The organism is Christiangramia lutea, assembly GCF_022489035.1.
GTDB lineage: Bacteria > Bacteroidota > Bacteroidia > Flavobacteriales > Flavobacteriaceae > Christiangramia > Christiangramia lutea.
The window spans coordinates 267862-288342 of the sequence record NZ_JAKVTV010000001.1; the positions used below are offsets into that span (position 1 = coordinate 267862).

Genomic DNA, 20481 nt, shown 5'->3' on the forward strand with positions numbered 1-20481 from the left:
CTGTAAACATTTTTTAATCATTCAATTTTTGTGAAAATAACCATGGTAATAGGTAAGGCTCAGAAAATGCCGAATCCCAGCTGTTATGATTATCTTCTGGATACAGCGATAATTTGGCATTCCCACCTTGGTGATTGATCTCCCTGGCCATGGTTTTTGACAAATGTGGCGGTACCACATCATCTTTTTCTCCATGGAAAATCCAGATAGGCAGGCCTTTTCTGTATTCACTGGCAATCTCGGGGTTAGCACCTCCGCAAATAGCAAAGGCCGCTGCGAACATTTCCGGTTTTTTATAAAGGATCTCGAAAGTTCCCATTCCACCCATGGAAAGTCCTCCCACATAAACTTGGTTTTCCTGAACAAAATCCTGTGCTACCATTTCTTCCATTAGCTCCATAACCAGTTTCAACGATTTAGTAGGTGCTTCGGTATTCTTAAAATCGAATTGAAAAGGCATGGTATCACGCTTCACCTCTACTTTGGCCCAGTAGTCGTCTTTAGGGGCCTGCGGAAAAATGACTACGGCAGGAAAATCCTCGCGATTTTCAGTTTTCAGAAATATATCGCTTCCGTGCACCAGCTGGGCTTCATTATTGTCACCGCGCTCTCCTGCACCATGCAATACCAATACCAGCGGATATTCTTCAGCTTCGGAAAAGTTCTCCGGGTAGAGGATTCTGTAATTCAAGGTATCGCCACCGCTAATGAATGTTTCTCGCAGGAAAGCCTCTTTATCCTGCGCAAATACTGAAACCGACTGCATCAGCATGAGGAAGAAAAAGATAAAAATGGAATAATTCAGCTTATTTTTCATAATTAAATCCAAGTTTTTTGAGTCCGTTTTGTACTTCCGGGGCCTGCATAAACAGATCCCAGATCAAACCAGATCGATAATTTTCAATCATTACTACCATTGGCCCCTGATCTATCGCTAAATATTGCGGAGCCACCCACTTTTCACCTTCCAGACTATAAGCATCATAAAAACCGGCAGGTCCCCAAAGCAGATCGTTCAGATCTGTAAAGAAATAACGCATGGCATCCATCGATTGTTCCGGAGTATAAGGAATAGAGCTGATGGCTGCTGTTGGCGAAACAACTCCTTTATCGTTATCAGGTGAATGAGCCGTGTAACCGATTCCACCATCTTCCTTTTTAGTATAACTCGCTGTAAGGCCCCAGGAATTTGGACCGTAGGTCTCGAAATTCTTAGGATTCTCCTGGCAGTATTCGTAATTGATCAGGCTGTGATTAACGTTCAAATCCCAGTAATTGGCATATTTATCGGATAATCCTTTCGGATTTAACCCGAGGTAAGAGTAATGTGCCCAGAACAAGGGTCCGCCTTTATCTCCCCGGGTATTATGTTTCAGAATTAATGGCATTCCGTAAGCCTCTGCATCTGTAGTGAAACTACCACCGCGGGCCCAGCCTTCGTGGTAAGCCGCCGCATCTATAGAATGATCTGGTGAGGAAGCTCCCATTATATAAGTTATCAAACATTCATTATAACCCTGGATCAAAAAGTTCTTTTCAAAATCATATTTTGGCGACCAGTGCCAGATGAGTCCGTCACGGTTATTCGTGTACCAGTCCCATTCGATTCCTTTCCATAATTCATCGTATTTCTGAGCTACTTTCTGCTCTTCTGCTGAACCGTTTTTTAGATATTCACGAACCACGATAAAACCCTGTGCCAGGAAGGAAGTTTCAACTATGTCACCACCGTCATCTTTTTCACTGAAGGCCCTGGTTCCCCCAGTTTCGCCGTTGAGCCAGTGTGGCCAGGCGCCATGATATCTCGGTGCTTTTTCAAGAAAGGCGGCGATCTTTGCCAATCTGGCTACTGCTGAATCCCGTGGAATAAAACCTCTTTCAATTCCTGCAATTATCCCCATTAATCCGAAACCTGTACCACCTGTGGTCACAACATGTGAATCTTCTTTCGGGTAATTACCATCTGGATGAAACCGTTCGCGAGCAAGTCCGCTATTGGGTTCAGCATAATCCCAGAAATATTTCAGGGTTTGCTTCTGAACGGTATCCAGTAAGGCTTCATCTGAAAGCAGTTGTTCTTCATTTGTCTGGTTAACGGCCAGGTCTTCCTGCTCTTTTTCAGAATTCTTACAAGAGGTAAAAAATAAGCCTCCAAAAACTGTAATTATTATAAATCGCTTTAACATGATTGGTTACTTGTTTAATGTTTTCTTCGGTTGAAAATTTATTTTTGAGATTTAATATTTTCCAAAGCTTCCTGAACTTCCTTATTCTGCATAAACAGTTTCCACAAAAGCCCCGTACGATGATTTTCGATCATAACGGTCATTGGAGCCTGGTTAAGTCCCATATAAATTGGCGTTGTCCAGTCTTCAGATAAATTAAATGCATCTCTAAAACCATATTCACCCCATAGAAAACTTCCGTAATTCCTATAGAAATGCTTTAGGGCATCTAAAGATTTTTCTGGCGTGTAGGGAAAAGAGGCAATCGCACCGGTAGGGGCTACAGTTCCATCATCCTGAGATGGCTTTGCTTCCCTGGCTTTATACCCCGTTGGTCCGTCACTGGCGGTAAGACCCCAGCTATTTTTGCCGTAGCCTTCATAACCACCGGGATTCTCCAGGCTATAGCGATAATTAATCAATACGATATCCTGATTATTCTCAAAATAATTCACGTATTTATCTTCCATTTTGTTAGGGTCCAGGCCTAAATAGGAATAATGAGTGAAAAACAATGGTCCGCCTACTCCAACTCCAACCTCTAAGGGAATTCCGAAGTAATTCGTTCTATTCGTATACATAGCTCCCTCGGGACCTTCTCCCCAATTGGAGCGGTAATTCTGTGCCTTTTTTTCCTGGCTTGCCCAACCGGAATAATACATTTCAGCATCCACTCCGTTAGTTGGAGAAGCAATTGCGAGAAAATAGGTGATCATGGTTTCGTTCCATCCAATTAACTGATGGTCTATCACCCATTGCTGATCTGGTGACCAGTGCCAGGTGAGGTAATCACTGCTGTTTTCCTGGACGAACCAGTCCCACTCTACTCCTTCCCAGATTTTGGTGATCCTTTCACGAAGTTTTTTTTCAGCAGCGTTATCTTCAGAGAGATATTGTCTAACCGTGAGCAACCCCTGCATTAAAAAAGAAGTTTCCACCAGATCGGCTCCATTATCTTTTTTTCCGAAGAAAGGCTCGACCTTACCCGTAGGACCATCAATAAAATGGGAGTAGGCTCCGTGAAAACGTTCTGCTTTTTCAAGAAAATTGAGGATCTTTTCCATTCGGTCTATGAATTGATCCCTGGTAATAAAATTTCGTTCAGCACCAACAATTAAGGCCATCACGCCAAAACCTGAAGCTCCCGAGGCGATCATATTCTTTCTTCCAGGAATATTTTCAAGAGCGAGGCCGCTTTGCTCTTCTGCTCCATCCCAGTAATAATTGAAAGAAGCCTCCTGAACCATGGTGAGTAAGTCCTCATCACTCATTAACCTGGTTTCAACATCTACTGTTTCTGAAAGTTCCGATTCAGAATAGTCATTTCCAACGGCACTTATTCTATATGAATATTGCTGATTGGCCTCTCCGGTAAAATCGGTGTATTTTGAAAAGTGCTGGGTGTTCTGCACGCCAACCGCTTCAAATTCACCCTGATTTTGAGACCTGTAAATCTTTATATACCGAACTTTATCTGTATCTGGTTTTTCCCAGTTCAGTTCCACATGTCTTTCGTAAGCTTTGGCCGATCGAATTTCTATTTTTTCCGGAACAGTTGTAATTTCTTTTGAATCTATAAGTTCTACCTGATCAATAAACATCTCATGGTTGCCTGTACTCTCGGAAGACTGGGAAAACTGAATTTCGGAGATTTGGGATCTATCTGAAGTTTCCAATCCAAAACTTTCCAGCGAAATACGAACCTGAAACCAATCCTGTTTTTTAAAGTTACCTACTACTTCAGCTAATTTTAGGGTTTCAGATAAAGAAGCATTTTGTTTCAGGGATATTTCTGGAAGATCGGCCAGTTGAGTTTCAGAATTTATATAGATCCAAAAACTAAGTTCATCTGCTTCCTTAAAATGATCTTTCCCACGCCATTTCGGAAACTTCAGGTTTACTTTCCAGTTACCGCCTTCAGCTGAATCATAAATAAGGGAAAGGCTGTTCCCAGGAGTAAATGCTTCAGAATTATTTACCGGCAACTTTTTTTCAATATTCAGGACAAAGGAAGGTGACGAATAATTCACCTCACTGTGGTAACAGCTTTTTTCCATAAGGCTGTTTTCGAAAAAAACCTTATGGTATTCCGGTTCCTGTCCCAGGATTGAAACTGGCAAGATTGCTATTAATATGAGCAGGCTCTGCAATTTCATTCTTAGTATGTAAAATCGAGTTTATCAAGTCCCGCCTGAATCTCCTCGTCACTCATAAAAAGATTCCAGAGCAACTGGCTTCTGTAATTTTCGATCATGGCCACAATGGGACCCTGGTCTATGGCGAGGTAGCCATTGGCAAACCAATCATTCTCCTGAGAAAAAGCATCATAGAACCCATAATCTCCCCAAAGATCATCTTTCAGGTCTTCAAAAAAATGTCGAAGTGCCCGCATGGATTCATCAGGAGTGTATGGAAATGAGGATAATGCGGCCGTGGGAGTAATCACTCCCAGGTCATTGGTAGGGCTATGGGCCGCATATCCGTTCATATTATCAGAGGCAGTAAGACCCCAGGAATCCATTCCGTAGCCTTCAAAATTCTTTGGATTTCGAACGCAATATTCATAATTGATCATTGCGTGAGCCGTATTCTGATCCCAATAATTGGCATATTGGTCCTGAAGATTTCTTGGATCCAGCCCAATAAAAGAATAATGACTAAAGAAAAGTGGGCCACCAAAAGATGGACCTAAAGGCATATCGATTCCATAATGCGATCTACTGGTTACCATATTTCCGTTGGAAGCCCAACCTTGAGTATAGATTTCTTTAGATATAGGATGGGTAGGTGAGGAAGCCGCTAGCACGTATACGATCAGGGATTCATTCCAACCTTTAATAGGCAGATTGATTTGAAAATCATGATTTGGAGACCAGTGCCAGTAAAGCACATTCTCACCGTTGGTATACCAGTCCCATTCTACATTTTCCCATAATGACGTAATTCTTGAATCGATTTCTTCATTATCGAAATAGGCACGGCAAATTAAAAGCCCCTGCATTAAAAAGGCTGTTTCCACCAGGTCACCACCATCATCCAGGTCACTAAATGGCCTGGTTTGGGCAGTACTTCCCAAATACCAGTGAGAAAAGGCACCGTGATATTTAGGTATTTCCTCAAGGAAATCGAGTACTTTTTCCAGTCGGCTTTCTGCAGCATCTTTAGTAATCCAGCCACGTTCTACCGCAGCGGGGAAAGAAGCAAGGCCGAAACCACTACCCCCAGTGGTTACAATATCTGCACCCTGACCGCCATATGCGTTGTCTTGCGATCGTTCTCTCGCTAAACCACTGTTTGATTCTGCGAAATCCCAGAAATAGTTAAATGTTTGTTCCTGCACCAAATCAAGAAGCTCGTCATCACTAAGTTCGGGTACCTGCGAACCACCATCGTCATCAGGATCTGGCACATAAGGTTCCTGATATCCCGGTCCTGAATCTTCACTGCAGGAGAATAATAGGAAAAATCCTGCTAAAACAACTAATCTGGAAAGTTCAATTTTAAACATAGTTCACCTTTTCTCTACTCCGGGCTCATTGAACTGGGGCAGAAATTATTATTAGTCAATAAGAAAATTTATAAGAGAAAGGCTTCAGGCCATTGACCCAAAGCCTCATTTTAAGATCTATAGAGCCATATCGGCCTGGATTTCTTCCTGTGTAAGAACTTTATTATAAAAAGTCAGGTCATCCATAAAACTGGTATCGGCCAGGTGATTCCAACCTGTGAATCTTGGAGCACCAGACATTACAGAAACCATATCGGTTCCATTCCAGGATATCGGGTTGCTCAGGTCACCGGTATTAACCAATTCACCATTTAAATACAAGGCAGATTCAGTTTCAGAAATGGTAAAAGCCACATGAACCCATTCACCGGCAGTTACATCTATAGTACCACCGTTATTCCAACTTTCGGCTTCCCCCGTACCAACGTTAAGTTTGATAGTTTGTTCATTTTCATTCCCTTCTCTAAAAAGTCGGAAACCGCTGGTTCGTAAATTTTGAGCATCTGGATTTGCTGTATCCTCAGGACCAATCACTAAAATTCCTGCACGGGAAGCAGTGGCATCTGCCTTGTACCAGAAGGTAGCACTAAAAGTAGGACTCATCAAACCTTCAGAAGGCATGGTTAAATACGAATCTGCTGCACCTGCATAAGCATTATTTCCTTCTACAGATTCACCTGCGAATCCGGGATTTCCAACCGCGGTTATTTCACGGTTTGAAGAAGCATCCTGGTAAGAACCATCAAATGAAATTTTTAATGTTTCAGAAGAAGCATTGATCAAATTCTGAATTTCATCCTGAGAAAGGGCTATATCAAAGAATCTAAGCTCATCTAAAGAACTGGTATCATGTAAATGGTCCCAATAACTGAAAGTTTCACCTCCAGAACCAATAGTTAATTCCTGAACACCAGACCAGTCAATACTTGCTCCAGCCATATTCCCTGTATTTACGGGGTTACCATCTAAATAAATAACAGTTTGTTCAGAATTAACCGTAAATGCAACATGTACCCAACCGTCGTTAGTAGGATCTATCACACCACCATCATTCCATACTTCACCACTCCCGGTTCCAACATTCAGCTTAATGGTTTGCGCATCTGGCCCTCCTTCTCTAAAAAGTCTGAATCCCTGCATGCGATCATCAGCATCATCACCTGCTACAAGAATTCCTGCCCTGTTGGGATCGGCGTTTACATTATACCAGAAAGAAGCAGTAAATTCAGTACCTATGGTTCCATCAAATGGAAAAGTAAGATAAGAGTCTGAGGCAGCGGTAAAGGAATTTGATCCCAGAAAAGATTCTCCTGCAAATTGCAGACTTCCGGTAACATCGGCACTTTTAAGGGTAATAAGATCTACATAATCTCCATCAAATGGCATATATAAATATTCATTCTGAAACTTAGGAGTGTATGGAGGCTCTTTGCTGAAATTAACGGTTTGAGTAGTTACATTTCCTTCCAAATCTGTCGCCTTTACCGTGGCAGTGTGTTCGCCATTGGTAACATTATTAAAAACTACCTGATCATCAACGATTCTATAATCTTTGAACTCACTCATTTCTGCGATCATACTTCCATCTACCATTACCTCGATACTAGCTATCTCAATATCATCAACAACTCTGAAGGCAATAGTGACACTGGATATCTCTTCCAGTACCTTAATAGTATTACCTTCTGCCGGAGAGGTGATGGTAACTTCAGGAGCTCCCTGATCTGCACCCGGGTCTACTTCCGTAATTGGATCGATACCATCAACTTCACAAGCTGCCAGCGCCAACAAAAACGAAAGAACTCCCAGTAATTTTATTTTATAATTTTTCATGGTTTTGTCTTTTATTCAGTTTTCAAATCGAATTAATCACCTAATGGTAAAGCGTCTACCTGAGCCTGCGGATAAGGAAGATATTCATCTGCAGCAGAGAATGATCTACCATCATAACTCAATTCGTCATAATTATCTAATCTAATCATGTCATAATAACGAATACCCCATTCCATGGCTAACTCAGCAAATTTCTCATCCATTACATCATCGATAGTCACACCACTTAAGTTTCCTAGTCCGGCTCTGTTTCTAACGGTGTTTACAGCCTGATCTGCAGTCATTCCTGTACCGTTAGCTCCACGAACCACGGCCTCGGCATACATTAATAATACTTCTGCATATCTCATTACTATATAGTTCTTACCTGCAGAGTAATTATTTCTACCTTCGGTCAACTGGACAGAAGGAAGGTATTGTTTACCACTGGAGAAAAAAGCTCTGGCATAATCATTTAGAACATCTCCAGAAGGTGTAGTGTTGCTTACATAAGATGGTACATCAACACCATCATCCTCCAAGGCCTGGATTCCACGGTTAGTAAAGTTAACACTTGTTACAAGCCTGGTCTCATCATCACGTTCTATCATAAATTTGATAAACTTCATACTTGGTTCAAAAAATCCCCATCCGCCGGAAGCATTTTCTCTAACTGGTTCCCAACCTTGTGGTCCAAACGGAGCATATAGGTGATAGAAACTGTCACCGGTAGAATTACCGAAGTCTGAATACTGGATCTCAAAAAGAGACTCATCACTTAATTCACCTGGTTTTTTGAATAACTGGTAATAATCTGGATAAAGCGAAAACTTTCCTGAACTAATAATTTCACCAGTCGCGTCGGCCACAGCCTGGTAGTTTTCAAGTTCAAGATTAGCAATGGCTTTTAAAGCGTATGCCGTGTACATTGTTACACCACCTGGCAAATCTGTACGCTCATTCGGTCTTTGATCTGGAAGATTAGGGATGGCCTCATCCATCTCGTCTGAAATGAACTGAAGCACCTCTTCTTTTGAAGAAATTCCGTTCTCTTCGATCTCGGTTGCCGGTTCATTAGTTCTATAAATATATACGTCCTCATAAGTACGTGTAATATTCAAGTGCAGCCAGCCTCTAAGAACTTTGATCTCGGCGATATACTGTTGAGCTCTTTCAAGGTCTTCACCTTCCATGAACTCCATAAAGTTCTCGATCTGTAAGATGGCAGTATTCAGGTCGATAATATCGCTATAATGACCGTTCCATAGTGAATTATACATCCAATAATCTTTGTTGTAAACATACTGATCTGTATCTGCAAATGGCTGCTGATCGCCCAGACCACCGGCATTTACATCATCTCCACGTACAGAAAGAAGAAGTGGTTCTTCCCAACCTCTTGTACCAACTACGTTGTAGGCTCCAATTAAAGCCCCTATCATCTGACTTGGATCTGTATAATCTATGGCAGAAGAAGATAATTGTCCTTCCCGAGTATCGAACTTGTCACTACAAGCAGATGCTCCCAGTAATAATACTGCACAAAGGCAGCAATAGATACTTTTAATAATTAAATTTTTCATGGTGCAATTTTTTATATTTTAACATTTATACCAACTGTATAGATCGATGGCACCGGATAGGTTTGTCTATCTACACCGTCATTTACTTCAGGATCAAATCCATTGTAATCGAAGAATGTAAATGGTCTTTCTGCAGTGAAATATACTCTGGTTTGCGGAAGATCATCAGACTTGATCGTATAACCAACCTGGATGTTCTGGATCCTGAAAAAGTCTCCATCTTCAACCCAGAATTCACTTAATTGCTGATTCCATAGCTTACGTAATCCGGCAGAAGAAGGGTAAGTATTACTTGTTCCTTCACCGTGCCATCTGTTAATAGCTAAATCTGCATCCATATTAGTATCCTGAGTAAAGATTATTTCACCTCTTTTTCGGTTCAGGATCTTATTTCCAACCTGACCGTAAAAGCTCATTGAGAAATCAAAAGCTTTATAGTTTAGCCCTATGTTACCTCCAAAAGTAAAGTCTGGAAGAAACGATCCAAGGATCACCCTATCATCGGCATTGATGAATCCATCTCCATTCTGATCCTTATAGATAAGGTCTCCCGGCATCAAATTCGCTTCTGGCTGATTAGCCGCAAAAGGATCGGCATCAACCTCTGCCTGATTCTGGTAAACTCCTTCTACTTCGTACCCGAAAAATGCCTGAATTGGATCTCCAATTCTGGTGATCTGCCTGAATTCTGCTGAACCAGCGTTGATAAAACCTTCTTCGTTATTAATTTCAGTTACCTCATTATTAATAGTTGTTAGGTTAGCTCCAATTCTGTAGCTAAAATCTTCAGATACATTATCCTGCCAGTTAATCCCTAACTCAAGACCCTGGTTTCTGATTGTTCCCGCATTCTGTTGAAGAACTACATTAATTACCGGGATGGTAATAGGCATAATTGCATCTTCTGTATCTCTAATGTAGTAATCTGCTGTTACATTTAGTCGGTCATCAAACATGTTAATGTCAGTACCAAAGTTATATTCCACTACTCTTTCCCAGGTATTATCTGTAAATACGCTGGTAGAAGTAAATCCGTTTAAAGCCTGATCACCAAAATCTGCGAATACATTATCAATGGTATTAGTACCTGAACTTGCTACAACATTATCATTTCCTAACTGACCGTATGAAGCTCTAAGCTTCCAGAAGCTTAAGAAATCTACATTCTCCATAAAGCTTTCTTCAGAAACTACCCATCCCAGACCAACGGAAGGGAATAATCCCCATGGGTCTTTGGTAAATTTCGAAGATCTCTCATATCTAACTGTACCATAAGCAAGATACTTATCTTTGAAATCATAAGCTATTCTTCCAAAGAAAGAAAGACCATAGATTCTATCAAATTCTTCTCGAACATTATCTGAAAACGATAACGGATCTGCAAAATCCAGATACCAGCTTGAATCGAATCTAATTCCTCGAATATTCTCACCAGTAGCTCTAAATCTGTTTGCCGCTTCATCCCTATAGGAATGTCCGGCAAGAACGGTTAGATCATGGTCCCCAAATTCGTCATTATAGGTTAAGGTATTATCCCAATACTGATTAGAGAAGTTATTCTGTTGTCTTTCAATAGAAGAAATTCTTTCGAAGTTGTTTCCTAGGGTGAAAGGAAGGTTTACATAACGGTTTTCAAAAGCCGAATAATTATGACTATAAGAAGTTTTGAATGTAAGTTTGTCTTCAATTAAATCTCCTTCGAAATAAACGTTGGTTAGTAATTTCCTTATTTTTTCCCTGTCATTATTGTAATTAAGGTCGGTGAAAGGGTTTTGAATACCTCTATATCCCAAATTCTGAGCATTAGAATATCTTACAGGAGTTGCATTTGTATTTAAAGAATCGATGACCGGCATGATAGGTACCGCAAAATAAGCTTTGAACCACGCGGCATTTTCAGGATTGTATTTGGTAGCATTACTAAAAACAGCATTTACCCCTCCTCTAAACCTGTCAGAAATATCAACATCCATTTTAGAACGAATATTGAATCGCTCATACTCATTCTTCATATCCAGAATACCTTCCTGGTCAAAATAGTTAACCCCCATAGAGTAAGCAACCTGCTCTCCTCCACCGGAAACACCTATACTATGACTCTGAATTATTCCAGGTCTCATAATTTCATTATACCAATCGGTATTTACATCTGGTACATTAGGATTCACCCTGCTGCGACCATAACGCTGCATTGCGTTAAGAATATATTGTTGTTCGGCCTCTGATCCAGATTCCTGCACCATGGTTACAAATTGCTCTGCGTTAGCCATTTTTACCACGTTATTGGCTACCTGAACCCCGGTATAACCATCATACTCGAATTGAGGCTTCTGATTGATCTTACCAGATTTGGTTTCGATAATCACAACCCCGTTCGCTGCTCTAACACCATATATAGCAGATGAAGAAGCATCCTTTAAAACGTTTATAGATTTAATATCCTTAGTATTTAGGAAATCTATATTATCATAAAAAGCACCATCAACTACATATAATACATTCGAATCTCCGGAATCGGTATTATAGGTACCCAGACCCCTAATACGAACTGTTGGAGAGTTACCTGGACTACCTGCAGAAACGATCTGAACCCCGGGAACTTTTCCCTGAAGCGATTGCATCGCGTTGGAAGTAGGCGTTTTCTCGATCTCCTCTGCATCTACGGAGACAATCGAACCGGTAAGGTCCCTTTTCTTCTGCGTACCATAACCAACTACAACGACTTCGTCTAGCTGACCGGCATCTTCCTGAAGAACCACGGAATACTCATTACTGCTTCCTACCTCCATTTCTTGTGGTGAGAAGCCTAAAAATGTAACTCTAAAAACATCTCCTGATTCAACGCCTTCTAGAGTAAAATTACCGTCAAAATCTGTTACGCTAAAGATCGATTTATCTATAACCTTTACTTCAGCACCAGGTAAAGGAACCTGATTTCCATCTGTAACAGTACCACTAATGGTTTTTGTTTGTTGTGCATATGTTAGCCCAGAAAAGACCAAAAAGAATACACTAGCCAAAAATAGTTTTACATTCATACTTATTGGTTGTTTGCTTAATTTGTACTTGAAAGATACGTTCAAATGCGTTTTTAACGCAATCGTTGTAGTACACAACTACTACTTCATAGCAAAATAAGTCTTATTTATTTGAATAACAAGTATTTAAAAATTTTTTGAAGTAATTTTTGGCAAGTTTTTTTAGCCTATGATGTAGTAATGTAGTAGTATTTTTTTGATAATTTTAGGGCGATTTAATCCGAATTTAGAAATTCTTTATCAAAAATTTTGTCAAATTAACATCGGTATCAAGATCCATCTTTTTTCTTAATCTATAACGATGGACTTCTACTCCCCTAACAGAAATACCCATTAAAGGGGCAATCTCTTTGGAGCTTAAATTCATTTTTAGGTAAGAACAAAGTTTAAGATCCTTACTGGTTAATTTCGGATATTTCTCAAGTACATCCTTGAAGAAATCTTCATGTACTTCATTGAAATTTGTTTCAAAAACCTTCCACTCATCCTTGTTCTTCACCGCACTGTTGATCTTATTCATAATATGCTTAATACGAAACTGATTTGAAAATTTGCTTTTATCCTTGTTCAATTCACCCTGAATCTCCATTAAAACTTCATTTTTCTTGGCAGCCATCATAGTTGTATTGGCTAATTCTTTTCTCTTCAGGTCTATTTCGTTTATCAACCTCTCTTTTTCAATACGATTCAGCCTATCTGAGTGTTCCTTCTCGAATTTAGCCTCCAGCTGTAACTGATGTTTCCTAAGCTTTTGCTGATTAAGCCAATAGACCAGTAAAACAACAGATAGAAACATAAGAACATAAACAAATTTCATCAACGGAGAAAGATACCAGGGTGGTGCAATTGAAAAAGCAAAACTTTCCGAAGTGACTTCGTTTGCTGAATTTCCAACCGCTGTGAGCACGAGATGGTAATCGCCATGACTCAGATTTCGGAAATTTAAAGTCCCGGAGTTAACAACTCCATTTAATGATTCCTCCCCTTCCAGCGAATAAATCAGCTTTTTCGCCCTGGAGACCGGTAGTCCAACCTTTACCAGGATATTGCCAGAGTCATTAAATGGAATCACAGGTGTAGTAGCTATAGAATGACGTTTGGTTTCATCTGTGAATTCCTTTATAATTGGGTTACTAACCCATTGACCTTCCTGCTTCTCCCTGAGTTTATTCAAATTCACCCGGGCAAAACCGTCATTTAGGGTAACATAAAATATTGAATCATTATACCGGATAAAGTTTTCGTTGGATTTCACCAGCCTGTAATTTAGATCCTCTGAGCTAAGAGAAATCCTTTCACCTTTTAGGTCAGTAATAATTAAATGGCCCTCATCTGTATCCACAAAGCTGTAGAAGTCTTCGCCTTTAAATATCAAGTTTGAACCGTTAAAGGTTTGCAGTTCCCTAAAAGCCTGAAATTTATCTTCAAAAGGATTGTATTTATACCATTTACCTCCAACAAAAGCGGTTACCTGATTATTCAGCTTATATATACTTGGATTGAAATTTTCCTTATCACCCAGAGGCTCAATTTTTCTTACTTCAATCGTTTCAAATTCTCTATGGGTAATTTTATAAATTCCTTCATAGGCATGCGCGGCCCATATCGTGTTACGATTTTCCAGAATAAAACCCTTCACTGGAAAATTTACACTATCCAACTCTTTCACCTCACCAGACTTCGTATTATATAAACTTAAACCTGTATAATTCCCGATGAGTAATTCATCACCTGAGTCATTGATCTTATTTACCGTGAAACTACCCGTCCTGGTATCGATTGGCTCAAACTGACTATTATTTATACCATAGAACCCGGAGTTATGGTTAGCGTATAATTGGCCTCCTATCTCCTCAAGGTTCCAGGTGTGGTCTTCAGCATTTTCAACCAATTGCAGTTTCCCATTAGAGAAATTATATACTCCGGTATTACTAGCTAAATAATGATTATTACCATATTTATGAAAATCATAGACTGCACCAAGTTCCCCGGTATTGTCTGTATAAAATTTTATAGGAGAGTGCAGGTCTATCATATCCACACCTTTATCCAGAGAGAGCCATAATTTTTGATCAAAATAGGCCATTCCTAGAATAGTATTGTTTTGGAGACCGGAAGAACGACCATACATATGAATATCCTGATTCCTAAAATCATACTGAATGATTCCCTCCTTAATGGTTCCAAGAATAATCTCATTCTGTGATACCGAGATAATATGATTTATTTCGGCCCTTTCTATAACTTCATTTAATGGTTTGTTTTCAACACGTTCAACCTTAGCATTTTCATAAACGTACAAGGATTCTCTGCTGGCAATAAAAAGTTTGGAACCAACTTCCTCGAGGGCTACAATATTCTCCCCATCCAGGATTTTAAGATCACCTTCAAGGGGCTTCATTTCCCCTTCACCATCTACATAAGCAATCCCATTATTTCTAGGCGCAAGTATTAAACGCCCCTGGTAGACACCTATTGAAGAGGCAACCACATCGCCAATCCTGGAGATTTTATCTTTCTTGTATTTATAAACTGCACCAAAAGACCTGAAATATATTGCATCTTCATGAGCTTTAATTTCCCAAAACTCATCGCTTTGCATGCTAAGGTCCTGCATTAATGGAGTTAGGGAAGTATACTCCATACGTCCATCTGCACTATTTTCCCAGTACCCAAATTCCTGGTAGGAACCGGTATAGATTCGATCCTTATATGGATAAACAGATCGAATGATCGATTCACTTTCTAGTGGGAACAACTCCCACGAAATACCATCGAAAACGAGCAAACCCTGACTATTGGCAACATAAACTATCCCTTTCTCATCAAGGGCAATTCCCCAATTCTGGCTGGCTGCTGAATATTCAGAAGGTGCGTAATTTTGTATAGGTGGTACAAGTTCCTGTGAATAAGAGAAATTCACCATTAAAACCAATAAAATCAGACTTTTGAAAAACTTCAGAAACATTCTATAAATTGATTTGAGCAGTTTTTGTGCAGGTGAAAATTACTAATTCTCAACGAAAATTTTCGTAGTTTTCACTTCTAAAATTATATTCCATGTATAAAAACGCATCAATTCCCGATTTTTTTAAAGTTCTATTTATACTCAGCCTTATCATTACTGGCTGTAAAAACGAGACACAGGAAGATCCTGGGAATGACAAAAAACCTGAAAGACCGAATATTGTTTTTATAATGACCGATGACCATGCAGCCCAGGCTATAAGTGCGTATGGACACCCGGTAAGCCAATTGGCCCCGACTCCTAATATTGACCGGATTGCGAATAATGGGGCCAAATTTCAGAATAACTTTTGTACAAACTCAATTTGCGGTCCTAGCCGAGCGGTTATACTAACGGGAAAATTCAGTCATATTAACGGATTTAGAATGAACGGGGAAGTATTTGACGGTTCCCAACCTACCCTGCCAAAATTCCTGAAAAAAGAAGGGTATCAAACAGCGATCGTTGGGAAATGGCATCTTCACGGCCAACCACAGGGATTTGATTACTGGAATATATTAAATGATCAGGGAAATTATTATAACCCGGAATTTATCCATCAGAATGACACAACAATTGTGAATGGTTATGCCACTGATATCATTACAGATATGGGTTTAGACTGGTTGAAATCTAATCGTAATAAAGATGAACCTTTCTTCCTTATGGTACACCATAAAGCGCCACATAGAAACTGGATGCCCCCAATAAGACACATCAATACTTATGATTCAGTTACTTTTCCCCTTCCAGACACCTATTTCTCGAAACATGAAGGTCAGGTTGCTTCCCAACAGCAGCTTCAAACGATATATGAAGACATGTATGAAGGGCACGACCTGAAAATGACGGTATCCAAGGGAAGTGATTCATTAAGACACAATCCATGGACTTCAGATTTCGACAGGATGACCGCAGAACAAAGGAAGGCCTGGAATGACGCCTATCGACCAAAAAATGACGCTTTCCATGATAAGAATTTAAGCGGAAGAGAGCTTGCAGAATGGAAAGGACAAAGATATTTGCGGGATTATATGGGAACAGTTCAGGCTGTGGATGAAGGCGTAGGCAAAATTCTGGATTATCTGGAGGAGCAAGGTTTAACCGAGAATACCATTATTGTATATACTACAGATCAAGGGTTCTATCTTGGCGAAAAAGGCTTCTTTGACAAGAGGTTCATGTATGAAGAATCTCTGGCAATGCCCCTAATGATTCAATACCCACCTATGGTAGAAAAAGGAACTATTATAGATGCTCTAACCCAAAATCTTGATTTTGCCCCTACTTTTTTAGATTTCGCGGGAGCAGAAATTCCAGAGGCTATGCAGGGAAAATCTTTAAAACCCCTCCTAACGGGTACGAACGAGGGTGAATTTAGAGATGCAGTATACTATCATTATTATGATTTCCCCGCCTTCCATATGGTTAAAAGACATTATGGAGTGCGCACGGAGCGCTATAAATTGATACATTTCTATGATGATATCGACGAATGGGAACTTTACGATCTCGAGAAAGATCCTAAAGAAGTAAATAATCTATATAATAACCCGGAATATGCGGAGATTCAGGAAAATCTTCATGCTGAATTAAAGGAACTTCAGGAAAAATATGAGGTGACCGAAGAAGAATTCCAAACTACACCTAAAGAAAAAGTAGATCAGGCATATAGAAATTTTGCAAGGTTAGCAGGTGAAAACCCTGAGACTTACCCTGAAGAAAAATCTTTAGAGGTGGATTAAGCTCATTTTCAAACTATATGAGCTAATTCTTTTCATAAACTTTCAATCCATATAATTGGAATTTTTCCTAATTTTGGAAAAATTCCAATTATATGGATTTCGATCGTATCAAGGAAAAGTTAGAAATACTGGCAGATGCAGCTAAATACGATGTATCCTGTTCGAGCAGCGGCAGTAAAAGAAAAAATACTAAAAAAGGTTTAGGTGATTCCTCCGGGATGGGAATCTGCCATTCCTACACTCAAGACGGGCGCTGCGTATCACTTCTTAAAATCTTACTTACCAACCATTGTATCTTCGATTGCGCATATTGCGTTACCAGGAAAAGCAATGATATAAAAAGAGCAGCTTTCAAGGTTCAGGAAGTTGTAGACTTAACCATTAGCTTTTACAGGAGAAATTATATAGAAGGCCTTTTCCTGAGTTCAGGAATTTTTAAAAGCGCCGACCATACTATGGAAAGACTTATAAGGGTGGCTAAAAAACTGCGCGAAGAAGAGAATTTCAACGGGTATATTCACCTTAAAAGTATTCCGGGGGCCAGCGACGAACTTATGCGTGAGGCTGGATTATATGCTGACAGGTTAAGCGTTAACATCGAGATACCTACGAAATCTGGATTAAAATTACTAGCACCTGATAAGGATCACGAAGATTTTATGAAACCAATGGAAAAGGTTAAAAATGAGATCATTCAGTATAAACACGAATCTAAACTGATTAAAAGCACTCCCAAATATGCTCCAGCCGGGCAGAGCACTCAAATGATCGTTGGCGCCACTGGGGAAAGTGACCGTGACATCATGTATTCCTCTGCGTTTTTTTACAGGAAATATAATATGAAGCGGGTCTATTACTCCGGATACGTCCCCGTAAGTAATGACCCAAGGCTTCCTGCCATAGGTTCACAGGTACCTATGCTCCGGGAAAATCGATTATATCAAACAGACTGGCTTATGCGTTTTTATGGTTTCGATATACGGGAACTTTTAAACGAACAACATCAGCATTTGGATATGGAAATAGACCCAAAGTTAAGTTGGGCTCTAAGAAACCGACAATTGTTTCCAGTTGATGTGAACAGGGTTGAAAAAAAGCTTCTATTGAGAATCCCTGGAATTGGATTAAAATCGGTAAATAAGATCATCCAGGCCCGAAAATTCACAAAATTAAACTGGGAGCATCTCAAAAAAATTGGTATTGCCATGAACCGGGCTAAGTACTTTATTACCTGTGATTCACGCGAAAAAGAACTCAAAGACCTTTCTAGTGAAAATTTAAAATCCATCATTCTCCAGAATTCTCAGAGTAAATTCCGAAAGGATATCAACAATCAATTAAGCCTATTCCAATGACCGAAAAAGTCCTTACATATGATGGCACTTTTATGGGTTTCCTTTGTTGCGTTTTTCTATCGTATGAACAAAAAATAAAGGTAGTGGAGATCATCCCGGCTGGGCTGGATCAAAGCCAGTTATTTTGTGAAACCGAAAATGTACTTACGGAAGAATCTAAAGCCCTTAGGGTATTAAAGGGTCTGAAAACCAAGACCTCTTCAAATGGATTTTTAAGAATAAAATGGGCTTTCCTTAGTGAAGAAACCGGCATTGAATTGAAGTTGCTTCAAATGATAAATTACATTTTTTCAAAGAAGCAAAAAGTCGATTCAGATTATTCCAACCCTGCAGTATTAGAAATCACTAAAACCGCGAAGAAGGTAGGCAGGGAAAAACACCGTATGGAGGCATTCGTAAGGTTCAGGTTAACCAAAGATGATATTTATTTTGCCATTATTGAACCTGATTTTAATGTACTGCCAATTATCAAGAAACATTTTAAGAGCAGATATGCAGATCAGAAATGGCTCATATATGACCTAAAAAGAAAATTTGGTTGTTTCTATGACCTTAATAAAACCGAATATGTATCGATGGACTTACCTGAAGATATGGGAATTTCTGGCGGTAATCTAGAATATTTTGATCCCGGCGAAATTTATTTTCAGAAATTATGGAAGGAGTATTTTGAGGCTACGAACATCAAAAGCAGAGCAAATATGCGGCTTCATGTACAACACGTACCAAAACGATATTGGAAATATTTAAGTGAAAAGAGTACTTTTACATAATTAAAATTTGTTTAACTTTGGCGCTTCAACTAATTAAACATTATAACAATGAAAAAATTATTCGTACTATTTGCTGTTGCAACAATGTCTCTTTCAATCTACTCTTGTAGAGAAACTACTGAAGAAAAAACCGAAGATGCTGTAGAATCTATGGGTGAAGATGTAGAAAACGCGGCTGAAGAAGCTGGAAATGAAATCGAAGAAGCTGGACAGGACGTAGAAAATGCAGCTGAGAATGCTGAAAACGAAATGGAAGAAGAAGTACAGGAAGAAGTTAATGAAACTGACGACAACATGTAATTCTTTTTTTCTTATAAAAAAAAGCCATTCTTCCGAATGGCTTTTTTTTATATCTTATTTTAAGTAGAAACGTTATAAAAGCTCTTCAAAAGCTATAATTTAAAATTGGCCTTACCTAAATAATTCTTGAGGATCTATTTTTTACGCTCTATCACGTAATTAACCATAAGTTCCAGACTGTCACGATAATCAGATTTTGGATAATCTTCCAGGATAAGCAGGGCTTCCCTCTGAAACTCCTTCATTCGCTTCACCGCATAATCCAGGCCTCCATTCTTTCTTACGAATTCAATGACTTCTTTAACTCTTCCGCGATCCTTATTATGATTCTTCACTGAATTTATCAACCAGCTACGCTCCTTTTTAGAAACATTATTCAGGGTGTAGATTAGTGGAAGGGTCATTTTCTGCTCTTTGATATCGATGCCCGTAGGTTTCCCGATCTTTTCAGTACCATAATCAAATAAGTCGTCTTTTATTTGAAAAGCCATTCCAATAAGCTCTCCAAACCTTCTCATCCTCGCGATCTCGTCGCTGCCCGGCTTAACAGATGCTGCCCCAAGGCTACAACAAGCAGCAATTAGCGTTGCCGTCTTTTGCCTGATTATATCATAGTAAACAGCTTCAGTAATATCCAGCCTTCTGGCCTTCTCTATTTGAAGAAGTTCTCCTTCGCTCATTTCCTTGACCGCAACTGAGATTATCTTTAATAGATCGAAATCATTATTATCTATAGATAGTAAAAGTCCTTTGGAAAGAAGGTAATCACCAACTAAAACTGCGATCTTATTTTTCCATAAGGCATTGATACTGAAAAACCCCCTTCTACGGTTAGAATCATCTACAACATCATCATGTACCAGAGTGGCTGTATGAATTAATTCAATAACCGAAGCTCCGCGATAGGTTCTTTCATTTACGCTTCCCTCAGAAACCATTTTGGCCACGAGAAAAACAAACATTGGCCGCATTTGCTTACCCTTACGATTAACAATGTAGTGGGTAATACGATTTAAAAGGGCAACTTTGGAAGACATGGACTCGAAGAACTTTTTCTCAAAAAGTTCCATCTCTTTTTCCACGGGAAGTTTTATTTGGGAAATAACCTTCATAAAGGCCGTAAATATACATATTT

Annotated in this window: 13 protein-coding genes; 4 read left to right on the forward strand and 9 right to left on the reverse strand. The window is 39.5% G+C overall.

Annotation, left to right across the window (positions count from 1 at the left end):
* Window positions 1-13: 13 nt before the first annotated feature.
* The 8 genes from ML462_RS01220 to ML462_RS01255 form a co-directional block, all read right to left on the reverse strand.
* On the reverse strand, window positions 14-817 hold the full coding sequence (locus tag ML462_RS01220) for a carboxylesterase family protein (protein WP_240711908.1): 804 nt from the start codon (window positions 815-817) through the stop codon (window positions 14-16).
* Window positions 807-2186 carry a glucoamylase family protein gene (locus ML462_RS01225; RefSeq protein WP_240711909.1) on the reverse strand — a complete coding sequence of 460 codons (1380 nt, stop codon included), beginning with the start codon at window positions 2184-2186 and terminating at the stop codon, window positions 807-809. Before ML462_RS01225 ends, ML462_RS01220 begins: the two co-directional genes overlap by 11 nt.
* 38 nt (window positions 2187-2224) lie before the next feature.
* Entirely contained in the window at window positions 2225-4282 is a 2058-nt protein-coding gene (locus ML462_RS01230; protein WP_240711910.1) for a glucoamylase family protein, read from the reverse strand.
* A gap of 101 nt (window positions 4283-4383) precedes the next feature.
* Complete coding sequence (locus tag ML462_RS01235; protein ID WP_240711911.1) at window positions 4384-5733, reverse strand: glucoamylase family protein; 1350 nt, start codon at window positions 5731-5733, stop codon at window positions 4384-4386.
* Window positions 5734-5850: 117 nt separating this feature from the next.
* Window positions 5851-7566 (reverse strand): LamG-like jellyroll fold domain-containing protein, encoded by a 1716-nt coding sequence (locus ML462_RS01240; protein WP_240711912.1) that lies wholly within the window; start codon window positions 7564-7566, stop codon window positions 5851-5853.
* Between the two features lie 32 nt (window positions 7567-7598).
* On the reverse strand, window positions 7599-9128 hold the full coding sequence (locus tag ML462_RS01245) for a RagB/SusD family nutrient uptake outer membrane protein (RefSeq protein WP_240711913.1): 1530 nt from the start codon (window positions 9126-9128) through the stop codon (window positions 7599-7601).
* 11 nt (window positions 9129-9139) lie between these two features.
* The gene (locus ML462_RS01250; protein ID WP_240711914.1) at window positions 9140-12166 is read right to left on the reverse strand and encodes a SusC/RagA family TonB-linked outer membrane protein; all 3027 of its coding nucleotides are present in this window, start codon (window positions 12164-12166) and stop codon (window positions 9140-9142) included.
* A gap of 226 nt (window positions 12167-12392) precedes the next feature.
* Window positions 12393-15134, reverse strand: a complete 2742-nt coding sequence (locus ML462_RS01255) for a helix-turn-helix and ligand-binding sensor domain-containing protein (RefSeq protein WP_240711915.1) — start codon at window positions 15132-15134, stop codon at window positions 12393-12395.
* Window positions 15135-15226: 92 nt separating this feature from the next.
* On the opposite strand from ML462_RS01255, the gene ML462_RS01260 reads away from it, so the two are divergent.
* From ML462_RS01260 to ML462_RS01275, 4 genes are all read left to right on the forward strand, one after another.
* Window positions 15227-16918 (forward strand): sulfatase family protein, encoded by a 1692-nt coding sequence (locus ML462_RS01260; RefSeq protein WP_240711916.1) that lies wholly within the window; start codon window positions 15227-15229, stop codon window positions 16916-16918.
* Window positions 16919-17010: 92 nt separating this feature from the next.
* Complete coding sequence (locus ML462_RS01265) at window positions 17011-18273, forward strand: putative DNA modification/repair radical SAM protein (protein WP_240711917.1); 1263 nt, start codon at window positions 17011-17013, stop codon at window positions 18271-18273.
* Window positions 18270-19046 (forward strand): TIGR03915 family putative DNA repair protein, encoded by a 777-nt coding sequence (locus tag ML462_RS01270; RefSeq protein ID WP_240711918.1) that lies wholly within the window; start codon window positions 18270-18272, stop codon window positions 19044-19046. Before ML462_RS01265 ends, ML462_RS01270 begins: the two co-directional genes overlap by 4 nt.
* A gap of 84 nt (window positions 19047-19130) precedes the next feature.
* Entirely contained in the window at window positions 19131-19346 is a 216-nt protein-coding gene (locus ML462_RS01275; RefSeq protein WP_341481564.1) for a hypothetical protein, read from the forward strand.
* Window positions 19347-19480: 134 nt separating this feature from the next.
* Here the strand turns inward: ML462_RS01275 and ML462_RS01280 are convergent, their stop codons facing one another.
* Window positions 19481-20458, reverse strand: a complete 978-nt coding sequence (locus ML462_RS01280; protein ID WP_240711920.1) for a polyprenyl synthetase family protein — start codon at window positions 20456-20458, stop codon at window positions 19481-19483.
* Between the last annotated feature and the right edge of the window lie 23 nt (window positions 20459-20481).

Coding starts and splice junctions, on each gene's coding strand:
- ML462_RS01220 (WP_240711908.1), bottom strand. CDS start 817: ATGAAAAATAAGCTGAATTATTCCATTTTTATCTTTTTCTTCCTCATG.
- ML462_RS01225 (WP_240711909.1), bottom strand. CDS start 2,186: ATGTTAAAGCGATTTATAATAATTACAGTTTTTGGAGGCTTATTTTTT.
- ML462_RS01230 (WP_240711910.1), bottom strand. CDS start 4,282: ATGGAAAAAAGCTGTTACCACAGTGAGGTGAATTATTCGTCACCTTCC.
- ML462_RS01235 (WP_240711911.1), bottom strand. CDS start 5,733: ATGTTTAAAATTGAACTTTCCAGATTAGTTGTTTTAGCAGGATTTTTC.
- ML462_RS01240 (WP_240711912.1), bottom strand. CDS start 7,566: ATGAAAAATTATAAAATAAAATTACTGGGAGTTCTTTCGTTTTTGTTG.
- ML462_RS01245 (WP_240711913.1), bottom strand. CDS start 9,128: ATGAAAAATTTAATTATTAAAAGTATCTATTGCTGCCTTTGTGCAGTA.
- ML462_RS01250 (WP_240711914.1), bottom strand. CDS start 12,166: ATGAATGTAAAACTATTTTTGGCTAGTGTATTCTTTTTGGTCTTTTCT.
- ML462_RS01255 (WP_240711915.1), bottom strand. CDS start 15,134: ATGTTTCTGAAGTTTTTCAAAAGTCTGATTTTATTGGTTTTAATGGTG.
- ML462_RS01260 (WP_240711916.1), top strand. CDS start 15,227: ATGTATAAAAACGCATCAATTCCCGATTTTTTTAAAGTTCTATTTATA.
- ML462_RS01265 (WP_240711917.1), top strand. CDS start 17,011: ATGGATTTCGATCGTATCAAGGAAAAGTTAGAAATACTGGCAGATGCA.
- ML462_RS01270 (WP_240711918.1), top strand. CDS start 18,270: ATGACCGAAAAAGTCCTTACATATGATGGCACTTTTATGGGTTTCCTT.
- ML462_RS01275 (WP_341481564.1), top strand. CDS start 19,131: ATGTCTCTTTCAATCTACTCTTGTAGAGAAACTACTGAAGAAAAAACC.
- ML462_RS01280 (WP_240711920.1), bottom strand. CDS start 20,458: ATGAAGGTTATTTCCCAAATAAAACTTCCCGTGGAAAAAGAGATGGAA.